Here is a 19988-nt window from a genome sequence, read left to right as displayed (position 1 = left end):
TGGCAGCGGAGCTGGTCATGGGGCGGGCCTCCTCGGACGGCGTGGTCGCCGGTCAGCCTGCCGGTTCCGCCCCGCGGGCCCGGGGAGCGGGCGGGTCCCCCGGCTCACCCGACCGGGCGCGAGCGGTGCACCGCACCGGCCCACGGCCCGCGTGCCGCGACCGCGGCGCCGGCCCGCCGCGCGAGCCGGACCGCCCGGCCGCCCAGCACGAGCGCCGACACCAGGCCCACCCCGCCGGCCAGGAAGGCCACCGCACCCGGGACCGCCTCGCCGGTGACGGCGAGCACCGCGGCGGTCACCAGCACGAGCAGGACCACCGAGGACCGCCCGCCGCCGCGCGGGGGTCCCGTCGGCGAGCCGCAGGTGGACAGGTCGGGGTCACAGTCGGGCGTGAGCGCACTCATGGGCGTCTCCTCGTGGCGGACGCGTCCCGCCGGGGTGCAGACGTGACGTCGATCACACGGAGGGTAGGGCCGGGCTCGCCCTGTGCTCAAGTCCGCCGGGGTCCCCCGGTCGGGGGGCTCAGGCCTCGGCGACCTCGTAGGTGTGCCCGGCGGCGCGCAGGCGCTCCACGAGCACGGACCCGAGCGCGGTGGCCGGGGTGAGCGAGCCCGCCCGGGCGGGCAGCCGGTCACCGTCCTGCGCCAGCCCGAGGGCGGTCTCGCCCAGCATGACGGCGGTGGCGGCGTAGCCCGGGTCGCCCTGGCCGGCGGCGGTGGCGCGGTAGCGGCGCCCGCTCTCGGTGGTCGCGTCGACGTCCATGCGGAACCAGCCCCGGGCCCGGGTCCGCTCCCCGGGCCCGGTGCCCGGCTCGGGCAGCACCCGGTCGAGCACGGCGCGGGTCGGGGGCAGGACCAGCGCCGCGGCGACGCCGGCCAGCCCGGCCGTGACCGCGGTCGCCGTCGTGGCACCGGTGATCCCCCGCCCGCAGCCCATCACCTCGCCGTATCGCATCCCCCGGCCGTACGCCCAGTCCTGCAGGGCACTGCTGCGCCGGACGACGCGGGTGTTGAACGGCGCCATGACGAACGGCGCCGTCCACCGGCCGTCCGGGGTGCGCGACGGCGGACCGGCGTCGCGCGGCTGAGGGGTGTCGGGCTCGGCACCGCGGTCGGGACTGAGCGCGAACGGGTCGCCGGCCAGCCGGCGCGCCGTGCCGTCGCGGCCCATCTCCCCGACCTGGGCGCGGGCGGAGGCGAGGGTGCCGCCGCTGATCCCGCCGCGGGCGGTGGCCACCAGCTGGACGTCGCGCAGGCCGCCGGCGCCGTCGACGCGTACCCGGTCGGCGAGCAGGAGGACGGCGAGGTCGGAGGGGATGGAGTCGTAGCCGCAGGCGTGCACGATCCGGGCGCCGGTCTCGCGGGCGGCCGCGTCGGTGCGGTCGATCGCCCGGCGCACGAACAGCACCTCGCCGGTGAGGTCGGCGTAGTGCGTGCCGGCCCGGGCGCAGGCCTCGACCACCGGCAGGCCGTGGCGGACGTACGGGCCGACGGTGGTGGCCAGCACCCGGGTCGAGGCGGCCAGCGCGGCGAGCGAGCCGGCGTCGCCGGAGTCGGCCTCCACCAGCGGCCAGTCGCGGGCGGCCGCCGGCAGCCCGCCGCGCACCTGCTCGAGCCGGCTCCGCGACCGGCCGGCCAGCGCGATGCGGAGGCCGGACGGCGCGGCCCCGGCGAGGTAGCCGGCGAACAGCCGGCCGACGAAGCCGGTGGCGCCGTAGACGACCAGGTCGTGCGTGCGCGCGGGGTCGGACACCCGGCCATCCTCGCCCGGGTGCCCGACCGCTGCTCAGCTGGCCTTCTTGCGCGCCCGCTTCTTCGGTGCGGCCGCGGCGGCCACCGCGTCGGGGTCGAGCATCGGCACCAGGTACCGGCCGGTGTGGCTCTCCGGGACGGTGGCGAGGAACTCCGGCGGCCCCTCGGCGACGACCGTGCCACCGCGGAAGCCGCCCTCGGGGCCCATGTCGATCAGCCAGTCGGCGCTCTTGATCACGTCGAGGTTGTGCTCGATCACGATCACCGAGTTGCCCTTGTCGACCAGGCCCTGCAGCACGATCAGCAGCTTGCGGATGTCCTCGAAGTGCAGCCCGGTGGTGGGCTCGTCGAGCACGTAGACGCTGCGGCCGTTGGACCGCTTCTGCAGCTCGCTGGCCAGCTTCACCCGCTGCGCCTCGCCGCCGGACAGGGTGGTCGCCGGCTGGCCGAGCCGGACGTAGCCCAGCCCGACCTCGGTGAGCGTGCGCAGGTACCGCGAAATCGCCGGGATGGCGGCGAAGAAGTCGGCCGCCTCCTCGATGGGCATGTCGAGGACCTCGGCGACGGTCTTGCCCTTGTAGTGCACCTCGAGGGTCTCGCGGTTGAAGCGGGCGCCCTTGCACACCTCGCACGGCACGTAGACGTCCGGCAGGAAGTTCATCTCGATCTTCAGCGTGCCGTCGCCGGAGCATGCCTCGCAGCGGCCGCCCTTGACGTTGAAGGAGAAGCGGCCGGGCTGGTAACCGCGGATTTTCGCCTCCGACGTGCTGGCGAACAGCTTGCGCACGTGGTCCCAGACGCCGGTGTAGGTCGCGGGGTTGGACCGCGGGGTGCGGCCGATCGGCGACTGGTCGACGTGCACGACCTTGTCGAGGTGCTCCAGGCCGGTGACCGTGCGGTGCCGGCCGGGCACCAGCCGCGCCCGGTTCAGCTCGTTGGCCAGGGTCGTGTAGAGGATGTCGTTGACCAGGCTGGACTTGCCCGACCCCGAGACGCCGGTGACCCCGACCAGCATGCCCAGCGGGAAGGTCACGTCGACGCCCTTGAGGTTGTGCTCGCGGGCGCCCTTGACGACCAGCTCCCGGCCCGGCGTCGGCTGGCGGCGCACCTGCGGGACGGCGATCTCCTTGCGCCCGGAGAGGTACTGGCCGGTCAGCGACCGCTCGCTGGCCAGCAGGTCCTCGACGGTGCCGCTGACGACGACCTCGCCGCCGTGCTCGCCGGCGCCCGGACCGATGTCGACCACCCAGTCGGCGGTCTTGATCGTGTCCTCGTCGTGCTCGACGACGATGAGCGTGTTGCCCATGTCGCGCAGCCGCACGAGGGTCTCGATCAGCCGGGTGTTGTCCCGCTGGTGCAGCCCGATCGAGGGCTCGTCCAGCACGTAGAGGACGCCGACCAGCCCGGACCCGATCTGGGTGGCCAGCCGGATCCGCTGCGCCTCGCCACCGGCCAGGGTCGCCGCCGGCCGGTCCAGCGACAGGTAGTCCAGGCCGACGTCGACCAGGAAGGACAGCCGGGCCTGGATCTCCCGGAGCACGCGGTCGGCGATGGCCCGCTCGCGCTCACCGAGCTCCAGGCTGTTGAGCCACTGGGAGGCGTCTCCGATGGACAGGCCGGTGACCTCGGCGATCGAGCGGCCGTTGAGCTTCACGGCGAGGATCTCGGGCTTGAGCCGGGTGCCGTGGCACACGGGGCAGGGCACGTCGCGCATGTAGCCCTCGTACTTGTCCCGCATGTACTCGCTGTCGGTGTCCTCGTGCCGCCGCTCCAGGAACGGCAGCACGCCCTCGAACGCGGCGTAGTAGCTGCGCTCGCGGCCGTAGCGGTTCTTGTAGCGGACGTGCACCTGGTCCGGCGAGCCGTGCAGGACGGCCTTCTGCACCTTGGCCGGCAGCCGCTCCCACGGGTCGTCCATGGAGAAGCCGAGCTGCTGGGAGAGGCCGGTGAGCAGCCGGGTGAAGTACTCGTTGCTCATGGAGGTGGCCCACGGGGCGATCGCGCCCTGGGCCAGGCTCTTCTCCTGGTCGGGCACGACGAGGTCGGGGTCGACCTCCTTGCGGGTGCCGATGCCGGTGCACTCGGGGCAGGCACCGAACGGCGAGTTGAACGAGAACGACCGCGGCTCGAGCGCCTCGAAGGACAGCCCGTCGTCCACGCAGGCCAGGTGCTCGGAGAAGGTGCGCTCGCGCTCCGGGTCGTCCTCGGGCAGGTCGACGAAGTCGAGGACGACGAGACCACCGGCCAGGCCCAGCGCGGTCTCGACCGAGTCGGTGAGCCGCCGCTTCGCGCTCTCCTTGACGGTGAGCCGGTCGACGATCACCTCGATCGTGTGCTTCTCCTGCTTCTTCAGCTTCGGCGGGTCCGTCAGCTGGTGGACGACGCCGTCGACGCGGACCCGGGAGAAGCCCTGGGTCTGCAGCGAGCTGAACAGGTCGACGTACTCGCCCTTGCGGGCCCGGACGACGGGGGCCAGCACCTGGAAGCGGGTGCCCTCCGCCATCGCCAGCACCTGGTCGACGATCTGCTGCGGGGTCTGCCGGGAGATCGGCTTGCCGCAGTTGGGGCAGTGCGGCTGCCCGGCGCGGGCGTAGAGCAGCCGGAGGTAGTCGTAGACCTCGGTGATCGTGCCGACGGTCGACCGCGGGTTGCGGTTGGTCGACTTCTGGTCGATCGAGACCGCCGGCGAGAGCCCCTCGATGAAGTCGACGTCGGGCTTGTCCATCTGGCCGAGGAACTGGCGGGCGTAGGCCGACAGCGACTCGACGTAGCGGCGCTGGCCCTCGGCGAAGATCGTGTCGAAGGCCAGGCTGGACTTCCCCGAGCCGGACAGCCCGGTGAACACGATCAGCGCGTCACGGGGCAGGTCGAGGTGGACGTCCTTGAGGTTGTGCTCGCGGGCGCCGCGGACGACGAGACGGTCCAATGTGATCCCTGTCGGTCAGCCGGGCCGGCCGGTCGCGCCGGGCCCGCGGTGGAGATGTCGAGATGTCGATACGGGTAACGCCGTCACCGCCCGGGCGCAATCCGTGACGACGGCGACGTTGCCGCTCGTCGGGGTGCTCAGACGGGAGCCGGGGACGACGCTCCGGAGGGGTCGAAGACGGGCGCGTGACGACGCCAGGGCAGCCGACGCTCCAGCTCTCCGGCCAGCCAGAGTAGTCGCCTCTCGGCACCCGGGGGGCCGGCCAACTGGACCGCCAGCGGCTGCCCGGTCGGGCGGGTCCCGGCAGGCAGCACGAGGGCCGGGAGGCCGGCCAGGTTCCAGGCCGGCGTCCACGGCGACCAGCGGGCGTTCGCCGCCACGTTGGCCAGGAACGAGCGCTCGTGCCAGGGCCGGGCGGGCAGCGGCGGGCCGGTCACGACCGGGGTGAGCAGCACGTCAAGGTCCTCCTCGCCCCCCGCCCCTCGCGAGCTCGGGCCGGGGCCCTGCGGGGAGCCCGAGCTGTCCGCTCCGGCGAAGAAGCCGGTCATCCGCGCGCGGAACCGCTCGGCCGTCCCCGGCCGGACGAGGCCGGCGACCCGGACGGCGCGGCCGACGCGGGCGTGCGTACGGCTGCGCGGCTGGAGGTCGGCGAGCGGGACGCCGAGGTGCGCGGCGTCGTCGGCGGCGCCGGCCATCCAGCGGGCCAGCACGCCGGCCGCGGCCCCCGGGGTGATCGGCGGGTCCCGCCGGACGACGGTGTGCCCGGCCGCGACCAGGGCGGCGGCCACCGTGTCGACGGCCGCCCGGGCCGGCCCGTCGGCGCGGGCGCCCGGCAGCGGGGAGCGGGTGGAGACGGCGATGCGCAGCGGCCGGCCGGGTCCCTCCAGCGGGCCGGGCTCCTCCCCCGCCAGCACCGCGTGGGCCACCGCCAGGTCGGCCACGGTGGTCGCCAGCGCGCCGTTGACGGTCATCCCGGACCAGTCGTCGGCACCGACGCCGGCGGGCACCACCCCCACGCCCGGCTTGAGGGTGACCAGCCCGCAGGCGGCGGCCGGCAGCCGCAGCGAGCCCATCCCGTCGTTGCCGTGCGCCAGCGGGACCACCCCCGAGGCGACCGCCGCCGCGCTTCCGCCCGAGCTGCCGGCCGGGGAGCGGGCGGTGTCCCAGGGGTTGCGGGTGACCGTGCCGGGCCCGTCGGTGGCGCCGTAGAGGCCCAGCTCGGGCATGCGGGTGATGCCGATGACGACCGCCCCGGCACGACGGAGCCGGGTGACCACCGGGTGGTCGCGTTCCGCGGTGCGGGTCGGGCAGGCCGGGGAGCCGTCGGTGCAGGCCTCCCCCGCCACGTCGACGTTGTCCTTGACCGCGACCGGCACGCCGGCGAGCGGCATCGCGAAGCGGGTGAGCGCGGTGTCGACCGCGTGCGCCTCGGCCAGCGCGGCCTCGCGGCGGACGACGCGGAAGGCCCCGATGCGGGGCTCGACCTCGTCGAGGTGGGCCAGGTGCGCGCGGACGACCTCGACCGCGGTCAGCTCCCCCGACCGGACGCGGGCGGCCAGCTCGGTGGCGGGGAGCCCGACGATCTGACCGGCCGAGCGACCTCCGCTAGCGTCCATGCCTGGACCGTAACCGCGGTCACCGACACTCTCCGAACGGGAGGCTGGGGATGAGCTACACCGGCGACGTCGAGGTGGGCGGGCCGGCCGACGTCCGGGAGCTCCCGGGGCTCACGATCAGCAAGCTGGCGGTCAGCGAGATGGCCAACAACGCCTACCTGCTGCGCGACCCCGACTCCGGGGAGGCGCTGCTCATCGACGCCGCGGCCGAGCCCGAGGCGCTGCGCGCCCTCATCGGGGACGCCGACGTGCACACCGTCGTCACCACGCACGGGCACTGGGACCACCACCGCGCGCTGCCCGAGGTCGTCGAGGCGACCGGGGCGGTCACCGTCGCGCACCCGGCCGACGCCGGCGACCTGCCCGTCCCGGTCCAGCGGCCCGTCGTGCACGGCGAGACCGTGCGGGTCGGCGGGCAGACCCTCGAGGTCATCCACCTGCGCGGGCACACGCCGGGCAGCATCGCGCTGCTCTGGCGCGGGCCGGAGGGCGCCGGCACGCACCTCTTCACCGGCGACAGCCTCTTCCCCGGCGGCGTGGGCAAGACCTGGTCGCCGGAGGACTTCAGCAGCCTCGTCGACGACGTCGAGGAGCGGTTGTTCGGCGCGCTGCCCGACGACACCTGGGTCTACCCCGGCCACGGGAAGGACACGACGCTGGGCGCCGAGCGACCGCACCTCGCGGAGTGGCGCGCCCGCGGCTGGTGAGTCGCCGCCCCGAGCCGAACTGCCGCGAGCGGATCGGACCACCGGGGAGTAGCGGCGGAGCATCATCCGTGGATGGGAGAGCGCCCTGGCCACCGGGCAGCGAGCCGGCCGCCGCACCGGCCCGGTGCCGGTGGCGCGCTCTGGGGCACGGATCTCCCGGGCCCCCGGGATCTCGACACGGGACACCACCCGACGCTGCTGCGCCCCCACCGGCCGAGGCACCTGAGGAGGCGGCACCGTCGGCCGGCTCTCGCGGCCGCGGTCGCCGTCGCGTTCGCCCTCGTGGCCGTCGTCGCCTGGAGCGCCGGGAACGACGTCACCGGGGAGGCGGAGGCACCACCGGTCGCCGCGACACCGGACGCGACCGGTGCGCCTCCTAGCGGCGCGGCGCCTCCGCCAGAGCCCCGTCCGCCGGGGCCGAGCCCGGCCACCCCCGGCCTGGGTCCGTCCGTCCCCGTCGGAACGGGACCGAACCACGTCGCCGTCACCCCGGACGGGCGCACCGCCTACATCGCCGACCCCGCCGGCGGCGTGGTGGTCGTCGTCGACACGGTCTCCGGCGAGGTGGTCGGCACCGTCCCGGTCGCCGAGGGGCCGCCGCAGCAGGTCGCGTTCACGCCGGACGGGCAACGCGCTTTCGTGTCGGCCCACGACGCCGGCTCCCACGTGAACGCCGTCGTGGTCCTCGACGTCCCCTCCGGCACCGTCGTCGGCACGGTCCGGACCGGCCCCGGCCCCCATGGCGTCGCGGTGAGCCCTGACGGTGAGCGCGTCTACGTCCCGATCTCCTCCGGCGGCCACCTCGATGTCCTGGACGGGCGCACCGGCGCCGTGGTGGACGAGGTCGCGACGACGCCCAACCCGCGCGCCGTGGTGCTCAGCCCCGACGGCCGCCTCGCCTACGTCGCCGACCACGTCGCCTCCATCGTCTCCGTCCTCGACGTGGCGACCGGCGAGGTCGCGGCAACGATCCCGGTCGGCAGCGGCCCCCAGGCCCTCGCGGCGTCCCCCGACGGCACCCGGGTCGCGGTGGTCAGCCAGACCAGCCAGGACGTCTCGCTGATCGACACGGCCACGCAGACCGTCGTCGCCACGGTGCTGGAGGTCGGCGCGAGCCCGCAGCACGTGGCCTACGCACCGGACGGGCGGCACCTGTACACGGCCGACTCCGGCGAGGGCACGGTGTCGGTCGTCGACACCGCGACCGGGACGGTGACCGCCCGGGTCCCGTCCGGCAGCACGCCCACCAGCGTCGCGGTGCTGCCGGACGGGAGCCGCGTCCTCGTCACCCATCACGGCGACGGCACGATGCGGGTGCTGGAGACCGGGTAGGTCACTCCTCGAACAACGCGACCAACTCGTCGGGGGTGCCGGCGACGTGCAGCGGGACGACGGAGACCGTCCACCCCGGACGGCGCTGGTCGATGCCGATCGCGAGGTCCCAGGCCGCGCGGGCCGACAGCGGGCCGAAGCACGCGTCGTCCCCGTCGTCGCTGAGGGCGATCTCGACCAGCCAGGTGTCGGAGAGGTCTGCGGCCAGCTCGGCGAACTCCGGGTCGGTGCCGTCCTCGGGCTCCGGGGAGTCGGCCTGCACGGGGTAGATGAGTGCCATGCCGCACCCTCTCAGAGCTGGATGCCCCGGGTGAGGGCGCCGTCCACCACGAGGTTGGTGCCGGTCGTGAAGCTGGCGACCGGGCTCGACAGGAAGACCACGGCGCGGGCCATCTCCCGGGGCGTCCCCATCCGCCCGGTTGGGTTCAGGGCCAGAGCCGTCCCGTACAGGTCCGGCATGGCCGTCTCGGCGCCCTGCCAGAAACCGTCGTCGAAGTAGGTGTTGCCCGGCGAGACCACGTTGGCCCGCACGCCCCGGCCGGCCAGCTGCAGCGCCAGCCCGGAGATGTAGCCGACGATCGCGGTCTTCATCGTCCCGTAGGGGCCCGACGCGAAGTCGGCCTCCCGCCCGGAGACGCTGGAGATCGCCACGATGGAGCCGCGCCCGCTGGCCTCCAGGTGCGGCAGCGCGGCCTTGGACAGCCGCACCGTGTGCATCAGGTCGACCTCGAAGCCCGTGTACCAGTTCTCCTCGGTGTCCGGGACGGCGATCGCGCTGACGTTGGCGACGACGGCGTCCAGGCCGCCGAGCCGGCCGGCGGCGGCCTCGACCCAGCCGGTCAGCGCGGGTCCGTCGCGGACGTCGAGCTGCGCGCCGGTCGCCCGGCCGCCGCGCTCGGCGATCGCCTTCTCCGTGGCCTCGATCTCGGCCGCGTCCCGGGCGCAGAACTCCACGACGGCGCCCTCGTCGACGAAGGTCTCGACGATGGCCCGGCCGATGCCGCGGGTGCCGCCGGTGACGAGCACGCGGGAGCCGGTGAGCTGCAGGTCCATGGGGTTCCTCTCGACGGGTGGCGGGTCAGCGGAGCGTGGTCGCGCGGCGGCGGAGGTCGTCGTGCAGCCCGCCGTAGGCGGCGGCCCGCGGCAGCAGCGACTTGCGGGCCTTCACCACGGTGCTGTAGTTCGCGTCCACGACGTTGGCGATCGGGACCTCGCTGATCTGCGAGAGCAGCTGGTAGGCGTCCATCGGGTGCAGGCCGTACAGCTCGCCGAACCAGCGCACCAGCTCGACCTGCCCGATCCGCCAGGCGTCCTCGAGCGGGCGGCTGGAGCCGACGGTCATCCAGTGCGTGTCGTCCTCGAGGCGGGGCCAGGCCGGCGCACCCCCCTTGAGGAGCTCGACGATCAGCGTGGTGGTCATCGCGCCCTCGACGGCGGTGCCGCAGGCCTCCCCCTCGCCCTGGCGGTAGTGGCCGTCGCCGACCGAGAACAGCGCGCCCGCGACGTTGACCCCGAGGAAGCAGGTCGTGCCCGGCCGCATCTGCGGGGTGTCCATGTTGCCGCCGAACCGCTCGGGGACCAGCGAGCTGCGCACCTCGCCGCCGGGCGGGGCGACGCCGACGGTGCCGAGCATCGGCTCGACGGGGAGGGCGATCTCCAGCTCGGTGTGCTGCGCGGCGAAGGTCACCGTGTTGGCGGCCCGGTCGAGCTCGTAGATCCAGGTGGTGTCCGGCAGTGGGTCCTGCAGGGTGGCGACGCGGTCGGTGCTGGTCAGCCCGCCGAAGAACGGGATGGCGGCCGAGGCGCCCCAGTCCCGCGCCGGCTCCATCGCGACGAAGTGGAGGGCCAGCGTGTCACCGGGCTCGGCGCCCTCGACGTAGAACGGACCGGTCTGCGGGTTCACGAAGCGCAGGTCGACCTTCTCGCTGGAGAGGTCGGTGGTCTTCTGCAGCGCGCCGCAGAACGCGTCGTCCGACCACACCCGCAGCGCCGTCCCCGGGGGGATCCGCCGGAGCGGTGCGACGCCGCCGAAGGTGAAGGCGTACTGCTCGAACGTGGGCGTGACCTCGACGACGTCCATGCCGCACCCTAGGGACGCGCGGGGACCGCCAGCAACGGCGGGACGGTCTCCCGCAGCCGGACGCGGTCCGGTGTCAGCTCCGCGACCGACGGGACGCCGAGCAGCTGCAGCGTGCGGGCGACCTCCCCGGTGAGGATGTCGGCGACCCGCTGCACCCCGCGCTCGCCGCCGGCCATCAGCCCGTAGAGGTAGGCCCGCCCCACCAGGACGGCCCGGGCGCCGCAGGCCACCGCGGCGACGACGTCGGCCCCGTCGAGGATGCCCCCGTCCAGGTACACCTCGGCCCGCTCCCCCACCGCCGCGACCACGGCGGGCAGCTCCTCCAGCGGCGTGGGCGCGCGGTCGAGCTGGCGGCCGCCGTGGTTGGAGAGGACGACGGCGTCGGCGCCGGCGTCCACGACCGCGCGGGCGTCGTCCGCCGTCTGCACGCCCTTGACGACGAGCGCGCCGCGCCACGTCGCCCGCAGGTCCCGGAGGTCGGCGAGCGTGGCGGCCGGCTCGAAGACCCGGTCGGCGAGCTCGGCGACCGTCCCGCCCCAGGAGCGCAGCGAGGCGAACTCCAGCGGCTCGGTGGTCAGCAGGTCGATCCACCAGCGCGGGTGGACGGCGGCGTTGGCCATCGTGCGCAGGGTCAGCGCCGGCGGGATGGTGAGGCCGTTGCGGAGGTCGCGCAGCCGCGGGCCGGCGACCGGGGTGTCGACGGTGAGGACCAGCGCCTCGTAGCCGGCCGCCGCGGCCCGCGCGACCAGCGCCGCGCTGGCCGCCCGGTCCCGCCACAGGTAGAGCTGGAACCACCGGCGCGCGCCCGGGGCGGCCGCGGCGAGCGCCTCGACGGTCGTCGTCCCCATGGTGGACAGGGCGTAGGGGATGCCGACCCGCTCGGCGACCCGGCCGACCGCGGTCTCCCCCTCGGTGTGCATGAGCCGGGTGAAGCCGGTCGGCGCGAAGACCAGCGGCAGGGACGACGGCCGGCCCAGGACCGTCGTGGACGGGTCGACCGCGGAGACGTCGCGCAGCACGCTGGGGCGGAACTCGACGCGGCCGAACGCCTCGCGGGCGCGCCGCAGGCTGACCTCCGCGCCGGCGGCGCCGTCGGTGTAGTCGAACACCGCCCGTGGCACCCGGCGGCGGGCGAGCTCACGGAGATCCGCCACCGTGGCCGCCGCGGCCAGCCGGCGGTCGGTCGCGTTCCCCGGCAGGCGCCGGGGGCGGACCAGCTCGCGCAGCTCGGACCAGCGGGGCACCCGGCGCTCGACCACGGCGGACCTCCTCCTGTCGGTGTCGGCCCACCCTCGCAGGCGGGGCCTCATCCCGCAGGCGGCACCTCGCCGGTCATCCGGTCGAGGAGCCGCCGGATCCGCCGCTCACGTCGGCGCGTTGCCGCGCGCAGCAGGCCGCCCAGCACCAGGAGTCCGGCGGTCGGCGCCACCCCGACCCGGGGCGGGTCGACGACGAGCGCCAGTCCGACCGCGGCCCCGGCGAGCACGACCACCGTCACCAGCCCGGCGGGCAGCCTCGCGCGGAGGTCCGCGAGCTCGTCGCCCAGCACGAGGGCCCGCAGCTCCGGGTCCGCGTCCTCGGGCAGCCGCCCGTCACCGAGGGCACGGTCCAGCTCCCCGCGCGTCAGCGTGGCCCCGAGCGGGCGCCGCTGCAGGCACACGACCGCGGCGGTGCCGATGACGCTGCCGACCACCGGGCAGCGGCGCCGTCCGGTCCACTGGGCCGCCGAAGACCGTGCGGTGCAATCCCACGAGCACCAGGTAGGCGGCGGCGAGGAGTGCGATGAGCACCCCGAGGAGGACGGCCCGCCGCCATCGGAGGGGCACCCCCGTCCAGCCGGCGGCGCACCGTGCCGGGCCGATCCGGTGGTGTGGGCACGGGGTCTCCTTCCCCCCGCCGGTGATCATCGGCCGGCCGACCCGCGGGCGCGACTCAGTCCAGCCGGGTGGCCCGCACGACGAGCGGATCGCCGCCGTCGTCGGCCGGGCCGGTCAGCTCGTCCGGATCGTCGTCGGGCACGACCGGCAGCCAGCGCGCCCACCAGCGCAGCAGGTGCTCCAACCGGGCCTGCCGGTGCCGGGGGCGGCCGGTGCGGCCCAGGCCGGAGCCCTCGCCGGGGAACAGCAGCAGCTCCGCCGGCACGCCGCGGCGCTTGAGCTCCACGTAGAGCCGCATGCCCTGCTCGGGCGGGAAGCGGCGGTCGTCCTCGCCGTGCACCACGAGGGTGGGCGTGGTCGGCTCCGCCGACCGGACCGGCGGGTCGACGCCGAGGTACTGGTCGACGAACCACCACCCGACGTCCGAGGAGCCGACCAGGCCGGCCGGGTCGGTGAGCGCCCCGTCGACCACGGCGGCGGCGAACCGCGTCGTCCGCCCGGTCAGCACGGTCGCGAGCCAGCCGCCGTACCCGGTGCCCATCACCCCGACCCGCTCGGGGTCGAGGGCCGGGTCCTCCAGGACGGCGTCGAGGAAGGCGGTGACATCGTCGGCGTCGACCGTGCCGCCCGCACCGCGCACCCCCCGGGCGTGCGCCTGCCCGTACCCCGAGGACCCCCGGGGCGCGCACCGGACGACGGCGTAGCCCGCGGACACCAGCGCCTGGACGTCCACCGACAGGGCGCAGCCGTCCTGGCGCTGCGGCCCGTCGTGCAGCGACAGCAGCACGGGGTGCGGCCCGGGCCCGTCCGGCAGGGTGACCCACCCGTGCACCTCGGCGCCGTCCGGCGCCGGGGCGGTGCGCTCGGCGGACCGGTGCAGCCGGCCGGTGGCGGCCAGCCCGCGGCCGAAGCCGGTGAGCAGCCGCCGGCGGCCCGGCGTGACGGCGATCAGCTCGCCGGCCGAGCGGTCGTGCCCGACCGTGGCGACGACGACCCCGCCGGCCGCGGCCAGCCCGTGCACCGTGAACGGGCCCTCGACCAGCGCCTCCGGCGGCCCGCCGTCCAGCGGCACGCGGAGCAGCTCCACGGCGCCGCGCCGCTGCACGCCGAGGTGGGCGGCGCCCCCGGCCAGCACGGTCGCCGGCGTCGCGTCGCCCCGGTCGGTGGTGGCGGGGTCCAGCACCGGCTGCGGCGCGCCCCCGGCGACCGGCACCCGGCACAGCGTGGCGCCGCGGCCGACGACGTCGAGCCCGTGGCGGCCCAGGTCCGGGCGGGCGGTCAACCAGATCCACCCGCCGGCGGGGTCGTAGGCGGGCAGCGAGCAGTCGGCGCGGCCGTCGGTGACCCGGCGCAGCGTCCCGCCCGCCACCGGGACGGCGTACACGTCGCGGACCAGGTCGCGGTGGGCGCGCGCGTGCCGGGCGGACACGAACGCCAGCTCGGTCCCGTCCGGGCTCCAGGTGACGTCGGTGTCCTCGGCGGCGCCGTCGGTGACCTGCCGGGGCTCCGGCCGGGCCGCTGCGTCGTCCTCCCCGTCGGGCGGGAGGTCGAGGACGAACACGTGGCTGTGCCGGTCGGCCAGGACCCCCACCCCGTCGGCCTGCCAGCGCAGGGTGGTGACCAGCCAGGGCGGCTGCGCCCCGCGGTCGGCGCCGGAGCGGTCGACCTCGGGCACGCGGGCGGTGTACGCGAGCCGCCGCGAGTCCGGTGACCAGACCGGCCGGCCCGCGCCCAGCGGGGCGTCGGTCAGCCGCCGCGGCGCGCCGCCCGCCGTGGGCAGCAGGTGCAGCTGCGGCACCCCGCCCGGCTCGGCACCCCGGTAGGCCAGCCAGCGGCCGTCCGGGGAGAACACCGGGTCGGTGTCGCACCACCCGGCGGTCAGCGGGCGGGCCGGCGCCGAGCCGTCGGTGGGCACCGCCCACAGCGTGCTGCGTGCGGTTCCCTCGGCGAGGTCGGCCCGGCCGACCGCGACGACGGCCATGCGACCGTCCGGGGAGACCGTGGGGACGCCGGGGGTGCGCAGCAGCGCGAGGTCGTCAGGACGCACGGTCGTCGCGGTCGGCGGACCCGCCGCTCAGTGGCGGCGGGTGTCCTCCTCCTCGGCCTCCGCCGCGAGCCGGGCCTCGGCCTTGGCGGCGGCCGCCGGGCCGCCGGTGGCGACGGACTCGGCGGTCTCCGGCGCGACGGAGGGGGCGCCCAGGCCCGACTCCTCCTCCGGCAGCTGACCCCGGGTCTTCACCAGGCTGGCGACCGTGGCGACCAGCAGGACGCCGAGGATGATCGACAGCGACAGCCAGATCGGGATGGTCGGGACGGCCTCCACGTGCTCGCCGCCGTTGATGAACGGCAGGTTGTTCTCGTGCAGCGCCTCGAGGATGAGCTTGACGCCGATGAAGGCGAGGATGACCGCCAGTCCCAGCGACAGGTAGACCAGCCGCTTGAGCAGGCCGCCGAGCAGGAAGTACAGCTGGCGGAGCCCCATGAGGGCGAAGACGTTCGCGGTGAAGACGATGAACGGCTCCCGGGTGAGACCGAAGATCGCCGGGATGCTGTCCAGCGCGAAGAGCAGGTCCGTCGTCCCCAGGGCGAGGAAGACGATGACCATCGGGGTCCAGAGCTTCTTGCCGTTCTCCGTGACGCGGACCTTGGCGCCCTGGAAGTCCTGCGTCATGGGCAGGACCCGACGCATCCGCCGGATGAAGGCGTTCTCCTCGTAGTCCTCGTCCTCGCCGCGGTGCCGGACCAGGTTGATCGCCGTGTACACGAGGAAGGCGCCGAAGATGTAGAAGACCCAGATGAACCGCTCGATCACCGCGGCGCCCAGCAGGATGAAGACGCCACGCAGGACCAGCGCGATGATGATGCCGACCATCAGGGCCTCCTGCTGCAGGTGCCGGGGCACCCGGAAGCGGGCCATGATGATCACGAAGACGAACAGGTTGTCCACCGAGAGCGAGTACTCGGTGAGCCAGCCGGCGTAGAACTCCGTCGCGTACGTGCCGTTGGTGAAGCTCAGCAGGAGCAGCCCGAACAGCAGGGCCAGCGCCACGTAGAAGCTCACCCAGATGCTCGCCTCCTTCACGGAGGGCTCGTGCGGGCGGCGGGCGACGATGGCGAGGTCCGCGAGCAGCAGGACCGTCAGCCCCACGAACGTCGCGATCTCGAACCAGAAGGGGAGTTCCATACGGCCATTTCCTCCGGGGACAGTCAGGTGTCAGCACCGGAGGTCTCTCCCACCACCGATCCCAGGACCGGCGATCGGCAGCACCGGAGGCCATGGGACCTCGTGATGACGACACTGCCGCGGGGGGATACTCCCCTCCATCGAACGGCCCCGGAGTGGCGCAGCCCTCAGTGGCTGCGGCCTTCTGGAACCGCGGCGCCCACCGTACCTGCCCTCCGGTCGGCCTTCGACGTGACGTCCCAAGTGTTCTTAGTGTTCGCGGCGACACCGCCGCCGTCCGGCCGCGGACGGCACCGGGCCCGCCCTCGAGGAGGACGGGCCCGGGGTGGTGGTGCGGAGGGATCAGTCGCGGAAACGGGTCGAACCGCTGGCCGCGTGCTCGGCGGCGCCGGTCACCGGGGCGTCGTGCGGCGAGGGCGGCGCCTCGTCCGGAGCCGTGGCGTGCGGGTCGTGGTCGCCGGGGCCGAGGGCGACGAGCCCCTCGCGGCCGGCGCCCTGGTCGCCCGCGCCGGTCGGCGACTGGGTGCCGCGGGCCCGGTCGCGACGGTTCTTCGCCAGGCTCGCCACCGTCGTGACCAGCAGGGTCACCAGGATGACCGTCAGGGACAGCCACGTGGGCACCTCGGGGATCACGGTGACGTGCTCACCGCCGTTGATGAACGGCAGCTCGTTCTCGTGCAGCGCGTGGATGAGCAGCTTCACGCCGATGAAGCCGAGGATCACGGCCAGGCCGTAGGCCAGGTAGACCAGCCGGTCGAGCAGGCCGTCGATGAGGAAGAACAGCTGCCGCAGCCCCAGCAGCGCGAAGGCGTTCGCGGTGAAGACCAGGTAGGTCTCCTGGGTCAGCCCGAAGATCGCGGGGATCGAGTCGACCGCGAAGAGGATGTCGGCACTGGCGATGGCGACCAGGGCGATGGCCAGCGGGGTGATGTGCCGCTTGCCCCGGATCGTGGTGACCATCTTGTCGGAGTGGTACTCGTCGGTGGTCGGGAAGACCTTGCGGGCCAGCCGCAGCGCGACGTTCTCCCTGAACTCCTCGTCGTGCGAGTGGCCGCCGCTCTTCGCCTGCGCCCATGCGGTCCAGATGAGGAAGCCGCCGAAGACGTAGAAGATCCAGCTGAACTGCTCGATGGCCGCGGCGCCGACGAAGATGAACGCCGTCCTCAGCACCAGCGCGAACGCGATGCCGAACAGCAGCACCTTCTGCTGCAGCTCACGCGGCACCGCGAAACTGGCCATGATGAGCACGAAGACGAAGAGGTTGTCCACCGAGAGGCTCTTCTCGGTGATGTACCCGGCGAAGTACTCACCGGCGTACTGGCCGCCGGAGAACCACAGCACCAGCAGGCCGAACAGCACGGCGATGCCGACGTAGACCGCCGACCAGATGGCCGACTCGCGCAGCGTGGGCGCGTGCGGCGTGCGCACGTGGCCGACGAAGTCGAACACCAACATGCCGACGATCGCCCCGATCGTCAGCGCCCACACCCAGAGGGGCACGTCCACAGCAGAGACCTCCGGTGACTCGGCGGCGCGCACGGCGCCGCGGCGTCGGACCTGAGGTCTCTCCCGCCCCCTCGCACCGAGGGAACCGGCGGCGCCGGGGGCACATCGGGGACCCCGTACTGACGACACCGCCGCGCGGGGATACTCCCCTCCACGCGTGACCGCGGACGCCGACCCCCAGCCGGGGTCGCCGTCGAGCGGTTACTCCTCTAGTAGACCCCACCGGGATGCGTCCTGTTCCCCGGATGCGGACAAATTCACCTGGGCGTGACACGTGCCACACGGTCCCGGCGGCGGCTCGCGCGTCGCTCGGCCCGACCTGGTGGTGTGATGCCGGGCGGGATCCGCGGCAGGGCGTCCGGCGGTGGGCGCGCACTGTGCGGCTGTGGCGGCTGCCGGGCCGCTCAGGACCCGCCACAGCCGCACACCGCTGCCGAGCGCGGGGCCTCGATGAGCTCGCGGGCCTCGTCGTCGGGCACCGGCCCGGCCCGGTCGACGGCATCCCATCCGTGACCGCCGATGGAACACTGCGCCATCGCGCCTGGGTGGAGCTCACGCCCCGCGGTGTCCTCGGCGTCGCGGCCACAGGTGACACCGGCTGGTCATCCTGCAGGCTCCCGCCGGCCCCGTCCGGAGGCTCATCCCGAGCCTGCCAGGGGTGGCGCAAGGACCCCCTTGCCCCCCACCGCTCGCAGGCTCGCGCTGGGACCCTGCACGGGGGCGGGCCCTCTTTCAGGCGTGCGCGGCGTCGAGCTGCCGCAGTTCCTTCTTCAGCTCGGTGAGCTCGTCGCGCAGCCGGGCGGCCACCTCGAACTGCAGCTCGCGGGCGGCGGCCAGCATCTGCTCGTTCATCTGGGTGATGAGGTCGGCCAGCTCGGCGCGCGGCAGCCCCTGGACGTCGATCCCGCCGGCCTTGCCCGCCTTCTTCGACGACAGCCCCGGCACCGGCGCCTTGCCGCGGGACTGCTGCCGGCCCGAGCCGCCGACCAGCTCGACGCTCTCGGCGTCCTCCGCCGCGCGGTAGATGCCGTCGAGGATGTCGACGATCTTCTTGCGCAGCGGCTGCGGGTCGATGCCGTGCTCGCGGTTGTAGGCGATCTGCTTCTCGCGACGCCGGTTGGTCTCCTCGATCGCCAGCGCCATCGACGGCGTGATGGTGTCGGCGTACATGTGGACCTGGCCGGAGACGTTGCGCGCCGCGCGGCCGATCGTCTGGATCAGCGAGGTGCCCGAGCGCAGGAACCCCTCCTTGTCGGCGTCGAGGATGGCCACCAGGGACACCTCGGGCAGGTCGAGGCCCTCGCGCAGCAGGTTGATGCCGACCAGGACGTCGTACTCGCCCTGCCGCAGCTCCCGCAGCAGCTCGACCCGGCGCAGCGTGTCGACCTCGGAGTGCAGGTACCGGACCTTGATGCCCAGCTCGAGCAGGTAGTCGGTGAGGTCCTCCGCCATCTTCTTGGTCAGCGTGGTGACCAGGACCCGCTCGTCCTGCTCGGTGCGCAGCCGGATCTCGTGCACCAGGTCGTCGATCTGCCCCTTGGTCGGCTTGACCACGACCTCGGGGTCGACCAGGCCGGTCGGGCGGATGACCTGCTCGACGACGTCCCCCTGGACGCGGCCCAGCTCGTAGGGGCCCGGGGTCGCCGACAGGTACACGGTCTGCCCGATCCGGTCGGTGAACTCCTCCCACTTCAGCGGGCGGTTGTCCATGGCCGACGGCAACCGGAAGCCGTGCTCGACGAGCGTGCGCTTGCGGCTCATGTCGCCCTCGTACATGCCGCCGATCTGCGGCACGGTCACGTGCGACTCGTCGATGACCAGCAGGAAGTCGTCGGGGAAGTAGTCGATGAGGCAGGCGCCGGCGCTCCCGGGGGCGCGGCCGTCGATGTGCCGCGAGTAGTTCTCGATGCCGGAGCAGAAGCCGACCTGCCGCATCATCTCGATGTCGTACGTGGTGCGCATGCGCAGCCGCTGGGCCTCCAGCAGCTTGCCCTGCCGCTCCAGCTCGGCCAGCCGCTGCTCGAGCTCGGCCTCGATGGAGGCGATCGCCCGCTCCATCCGGTCCGGGCCGGCGACGTAGTGGGTGGCCGGGAAGACGAACAGCTCATCGACCTCGCGGACGACCTCGCCGGTGAGCGGGTGCAGGTAGTACAGCCGCTCGACCTCGTCGCCGAACATCTCGATCCGGCAGGCGAGCTCCTCGTACACCGGGAAGACCTCGATCGTGTCGCCGCGGACCCGGAAGGTGCCGCGGGTGAACGACAGGTCGTTGCGGGTGTACTGCTCGGTGACCAGGGTGCGCAGCAGCTCGTCGCGGTCGCGCTCCTCCCCCACCTTGATCTTCAGGGCCCGGTCGACGTACTCCTCCGGCGTCCCCAGGCCGTAGATGCAGGAGACGGTGGAGACGACGACGACGTCGCGCCGGGTGAGCAGGCTGTTGGTGGCGGAGTGCCGCAGCCGCTCGACCTCCTCGTTGATCGAGGAGTCCTTCTCGATGTAGGTGTCGGTCTGCGGGACGTAGGCCTCGGGCTGGTAGTAGTCGTAGTACGACACGAAGTACTCGACCGCGGCGTCGGGCAGCAGCTCCCGGAACTCGTTGGCCAGCTGCGCGGCCAGCGTCTTGTTGGGGGCCATCACCAACGTCGGCCGCTGGACCTGCTCGATCAGCCAGGCCGTCGTCGCCGACTTGCCGGTGCCGGTCGCGCCGAGCAGCACGGTGTCGGTCGCGCCCGAGGTGACCCGCTCGGCCAGCGCTGCGATCGCGGCCGGCTGGTCGCCCGAGGGCTCGAACTCGCTGACGACGCGGAAACGACCGCGGGTGGGCCGGAGGTCGGTGGGCGTGCGCACGGGTCCGACGGTACGACCCGCCAGTGACAGGACGGCGTCCCTGAGCCGCCCGCGCACGGGAGGGACGGGCGGGACAGCGGGGCTGGCGGCCGGTGCTTGCACGTGGTGGGGTCGCCGCCTAGCGTCCCCGGTCGCAGGAGCGGTCACCGCCGAGGACCAGTG

Annotated in this window: 15 protein-coding genes; 2 read left to right on the top strand and 13 right to left on the bottom strand. The window is 74.3% G+C overall.

The features are described from left to right. Positions 1-104 precede the first annotated feature (104 nt). The 4 genes from ACI78Z_RS06730 to ACI78Z_RS06715 all read right to left on the bottom strand — a co-directional run bounded on the left by ACI78Z_RS06730 (position 105) and on the right by ACI78Z_RS06715 (position 6293). On the bottom strand, positions 105-404 hold the full coding sequence (locus ACI78Z_RS06730; RefSeq protein ID WP_457035757.1) for a hypothetical protein: 300 nt from the start codon (positions 402-404) through the stop codon (positions 105-107). 118 nt (positions 405-522) lie between these two features. Then, on the bottom strand, positions 523-1752 hold the full coding sequence (locus ACI78Z_RS06725) for a saccharopine dehydrogenase family protein (protein WP_457035756.1): 1230 nt from the start codon (positions 1750-1752) through the stop codon (positions 523-525). Between the two features lie 33 nt (positions 1753-1785). Then, complete coding sequence (gene uvrA / locus ACI78Z_RS06720) at positions 1786-4677, bottom strand: excinuclease ABC subunit UvrA (protein WP_457035755.1); 2892 nt, start codon at positions 4675-4677, stop codon at positions 1786-1788. A gap of 137 nt (positions 4678-4814) precedes the next feature. Next, on the bottom strand, positions 4815-6293 hold the full coding sequence (locus ACI78Z_RS06715) for an amidase (protein ID WP_457035754.1): 1479 nt from the start codon (positions 6291-6293) through the stop codon (positions 4815-4817). Positions 6294-6343: 50 nt separating this feature from the next. On the opposite strand from ACI78Z_RS06715, the gene ACI78Z_RS06710 reads away from it, so the two are divergent. Both ACI78Z_RS06710 and ACI78Z_RS06705 read left to right on the top strand, forming a co-directional pair. Next, a complete protein-coding gene (locus ACI78Z_RS06710; protein WP_457035753.1) occupies positions 6344-7000 on the top strand; it encodes an MBL fold metallo-hydrolase in 657 nt (218 codons plus the stop codon). A 282-nt stretch (positions 7001-7282) separates the two neighbouring features. Further along, positions 7283-8332 (top strand): beta-propeller fold lactonase family protein, encoded by a 1050-nt coding sequence (locus tag ACI78Z_RS06705; protein WP_457035752.1) that lies wholly within the window; start codon positions 7283-7285, stop codon positions 8330-8332. A gap of 1 nt (position 8333) precedes the next feature. On the opposite strand, the gene ACI78Z_RS06700 is transcribed toward ACI78Z_RS06705, so the two are convergent. The 9 genes from ACI78Z_RS06700 to uvrB form a co-directional block, all read right to left on the bottom strand. Beyond that, the gene (locus ACI78Z_RS06700; protein ID WP_457035751.1) at positions 8334-8612 is read right to left on the bottom strand and encodes a hypothetical protein; all 279 of its coding nucleotides are present in this window, start codon (positions 8610-8612) and stop codon (positions 8334-8336) included. A gap of 11 nt (positions 8613-8623) precedes the next feature. After that, a complete protein-coding gene (locus ACI78Z_RS06695; protein WP_457035750.1) occupies positions 8624-9385 on the bottom strand; it encodes an SDR family NAD(P)-dependent oxidoreductase in 762 nt (253 codons plus the stop codon). A gap of 25 nt (positions 9386-9410) precedes the next feature. Beyond that, a complete protein-coding gene (locus ACI78Z_RS06690; RefSeq protein WP_457035749.1) occupies positions 9411-10412 on the bottom strand; it encodes an acetamidase/formamidase family protein in 1002 nt (333 codons plus the stop codon). Positions 10413-10420: 8 nt separating this feature from the next. After that, positions 10421-11671, bottom strand: a complete 1251-nt coding sequence (locus ACI78Z_RS06685) for an alpha-hydroxy acid oxidase (RefSeq protein WP_457035748.1) — start codon at positions 11669-11671, stop codon at positions 10421-10423. A gap of 47 nt (positions 11672-11718) precedes the next feature. After that, complete coding sequence (locus ACI78Z_RS06680; protein WP_457035747.1) at positions 11719-12105, bottom strand: hypothetical protein; 387 nt, start codon at positions 12103-12105, stop codon at positions 11719-11721. Between the two features lie 239 nt (positions 12106-12344). Beyond that, positions 12345-14336, bottom strand: coding sequence for a S9 family peptidase (locus tag ACI78Z_RS06675; protein ID WP_457035746.1), 1992 nt, complete (start codon positions 14334-14336; stop codon positions 12345-12347). Between the two features lie 27 nt (positions 14337-14363). Continuing rightward, on the bottom strand, positions 14364-15473 hold the full coding sequence (locus tag ACI78Z_RS06670; RefSeq protein ID WP_457035745.1) for a TerC family protein: 1110 nt from the start codon (positions 15471-15473) through the stop codon (positions 14364-14366). A 342-nt stretch (positions 15474-15815) separates the two neighbouring features. Further along, entirely contained in the window at positions 15816-16979 is a 1164-nt protein-coding gene (locus ACI78Z_RS06665; RefSeq protein ID WP_457035744.1) for a TerC family protein, read from the bottom strand. Between the two features lie 732 nt (positions 16980-17711). Beyond that, entirely contained in the window at positions 17712-19826 is a 2115-nt protein-coding gene (uvrB, locus tag ACI78Z_RS06660) for an excinuclease ABC subunit UvrB (RefSeq protein ID WP_457035743.1), read from the bottom strand. Positions 19827-19988 lie beyond the last annotated feature (162 nt).

It is taken from the genome of Geodermatophilus sp. SYSU D01176, assembly GCF_054050015.1.
Note: the sequence above shows the minus strand (reverse complement) of the source record. Positions and strands in the feature narration are given on the sequence as shown.

Excerpts from the sequence above, each read along its gene's own strand:
- ACI78Z_RS06700 (WP_457035751.1), bottom strand. The coding sequence starts at position 8,612 with ATGGCACTCATCTACCCCGTGCAGGCCGACTCCCCGGAGCCCGAGGAC.
- ACI78Z_RS06730 (WP_457035757.1), bottom strand. The coding sequence starts at position 404 with ATGAGTGCGCTCACGCCCGACTGTGACCCCGACCTGTCCACCTGCGGC.
- ACI78Z_RS06695 (WP_457035750.1), bottom strand. The coding sequence starts at position 9,385 with ATGGACCTGCAGCTCACCGGCTCCCGCGTGCTCGTCACCGGCGGCACC.
- ACI78Z_RS06690 (WP_457035749.1), bottom strand. The coding sequence starts at position 10,412 with ATGGACGTCGTCGAGGTCACGCCCACGTTCGAGCAGTACGCCTTCACC.
- ACI78Z_RS06710 (WP_457035753.1), top strand. The coding sequence starts at position 6,344 with ATGAGCTACACCGGCGACGTCGAGGTGGGCGGGCCGGCCGACGTCCGG.
- ACI78Z_RS06670 (WP_457035745.1), bottom strand. The coding sequence starts at position 15,473 with ATGGAACTCCCCTTCTGGTTCGAGATCGCGACGTTCGTGGGGCTGACG.
- ACI78Z_RS06715 (WP_457035754.1), bottom strand. The coding sequence starts at position 6,293 with ATGGACGCTAGCGGAGGTCGCTCGGCCGGTCAGATCGTCGGGCTCCCC.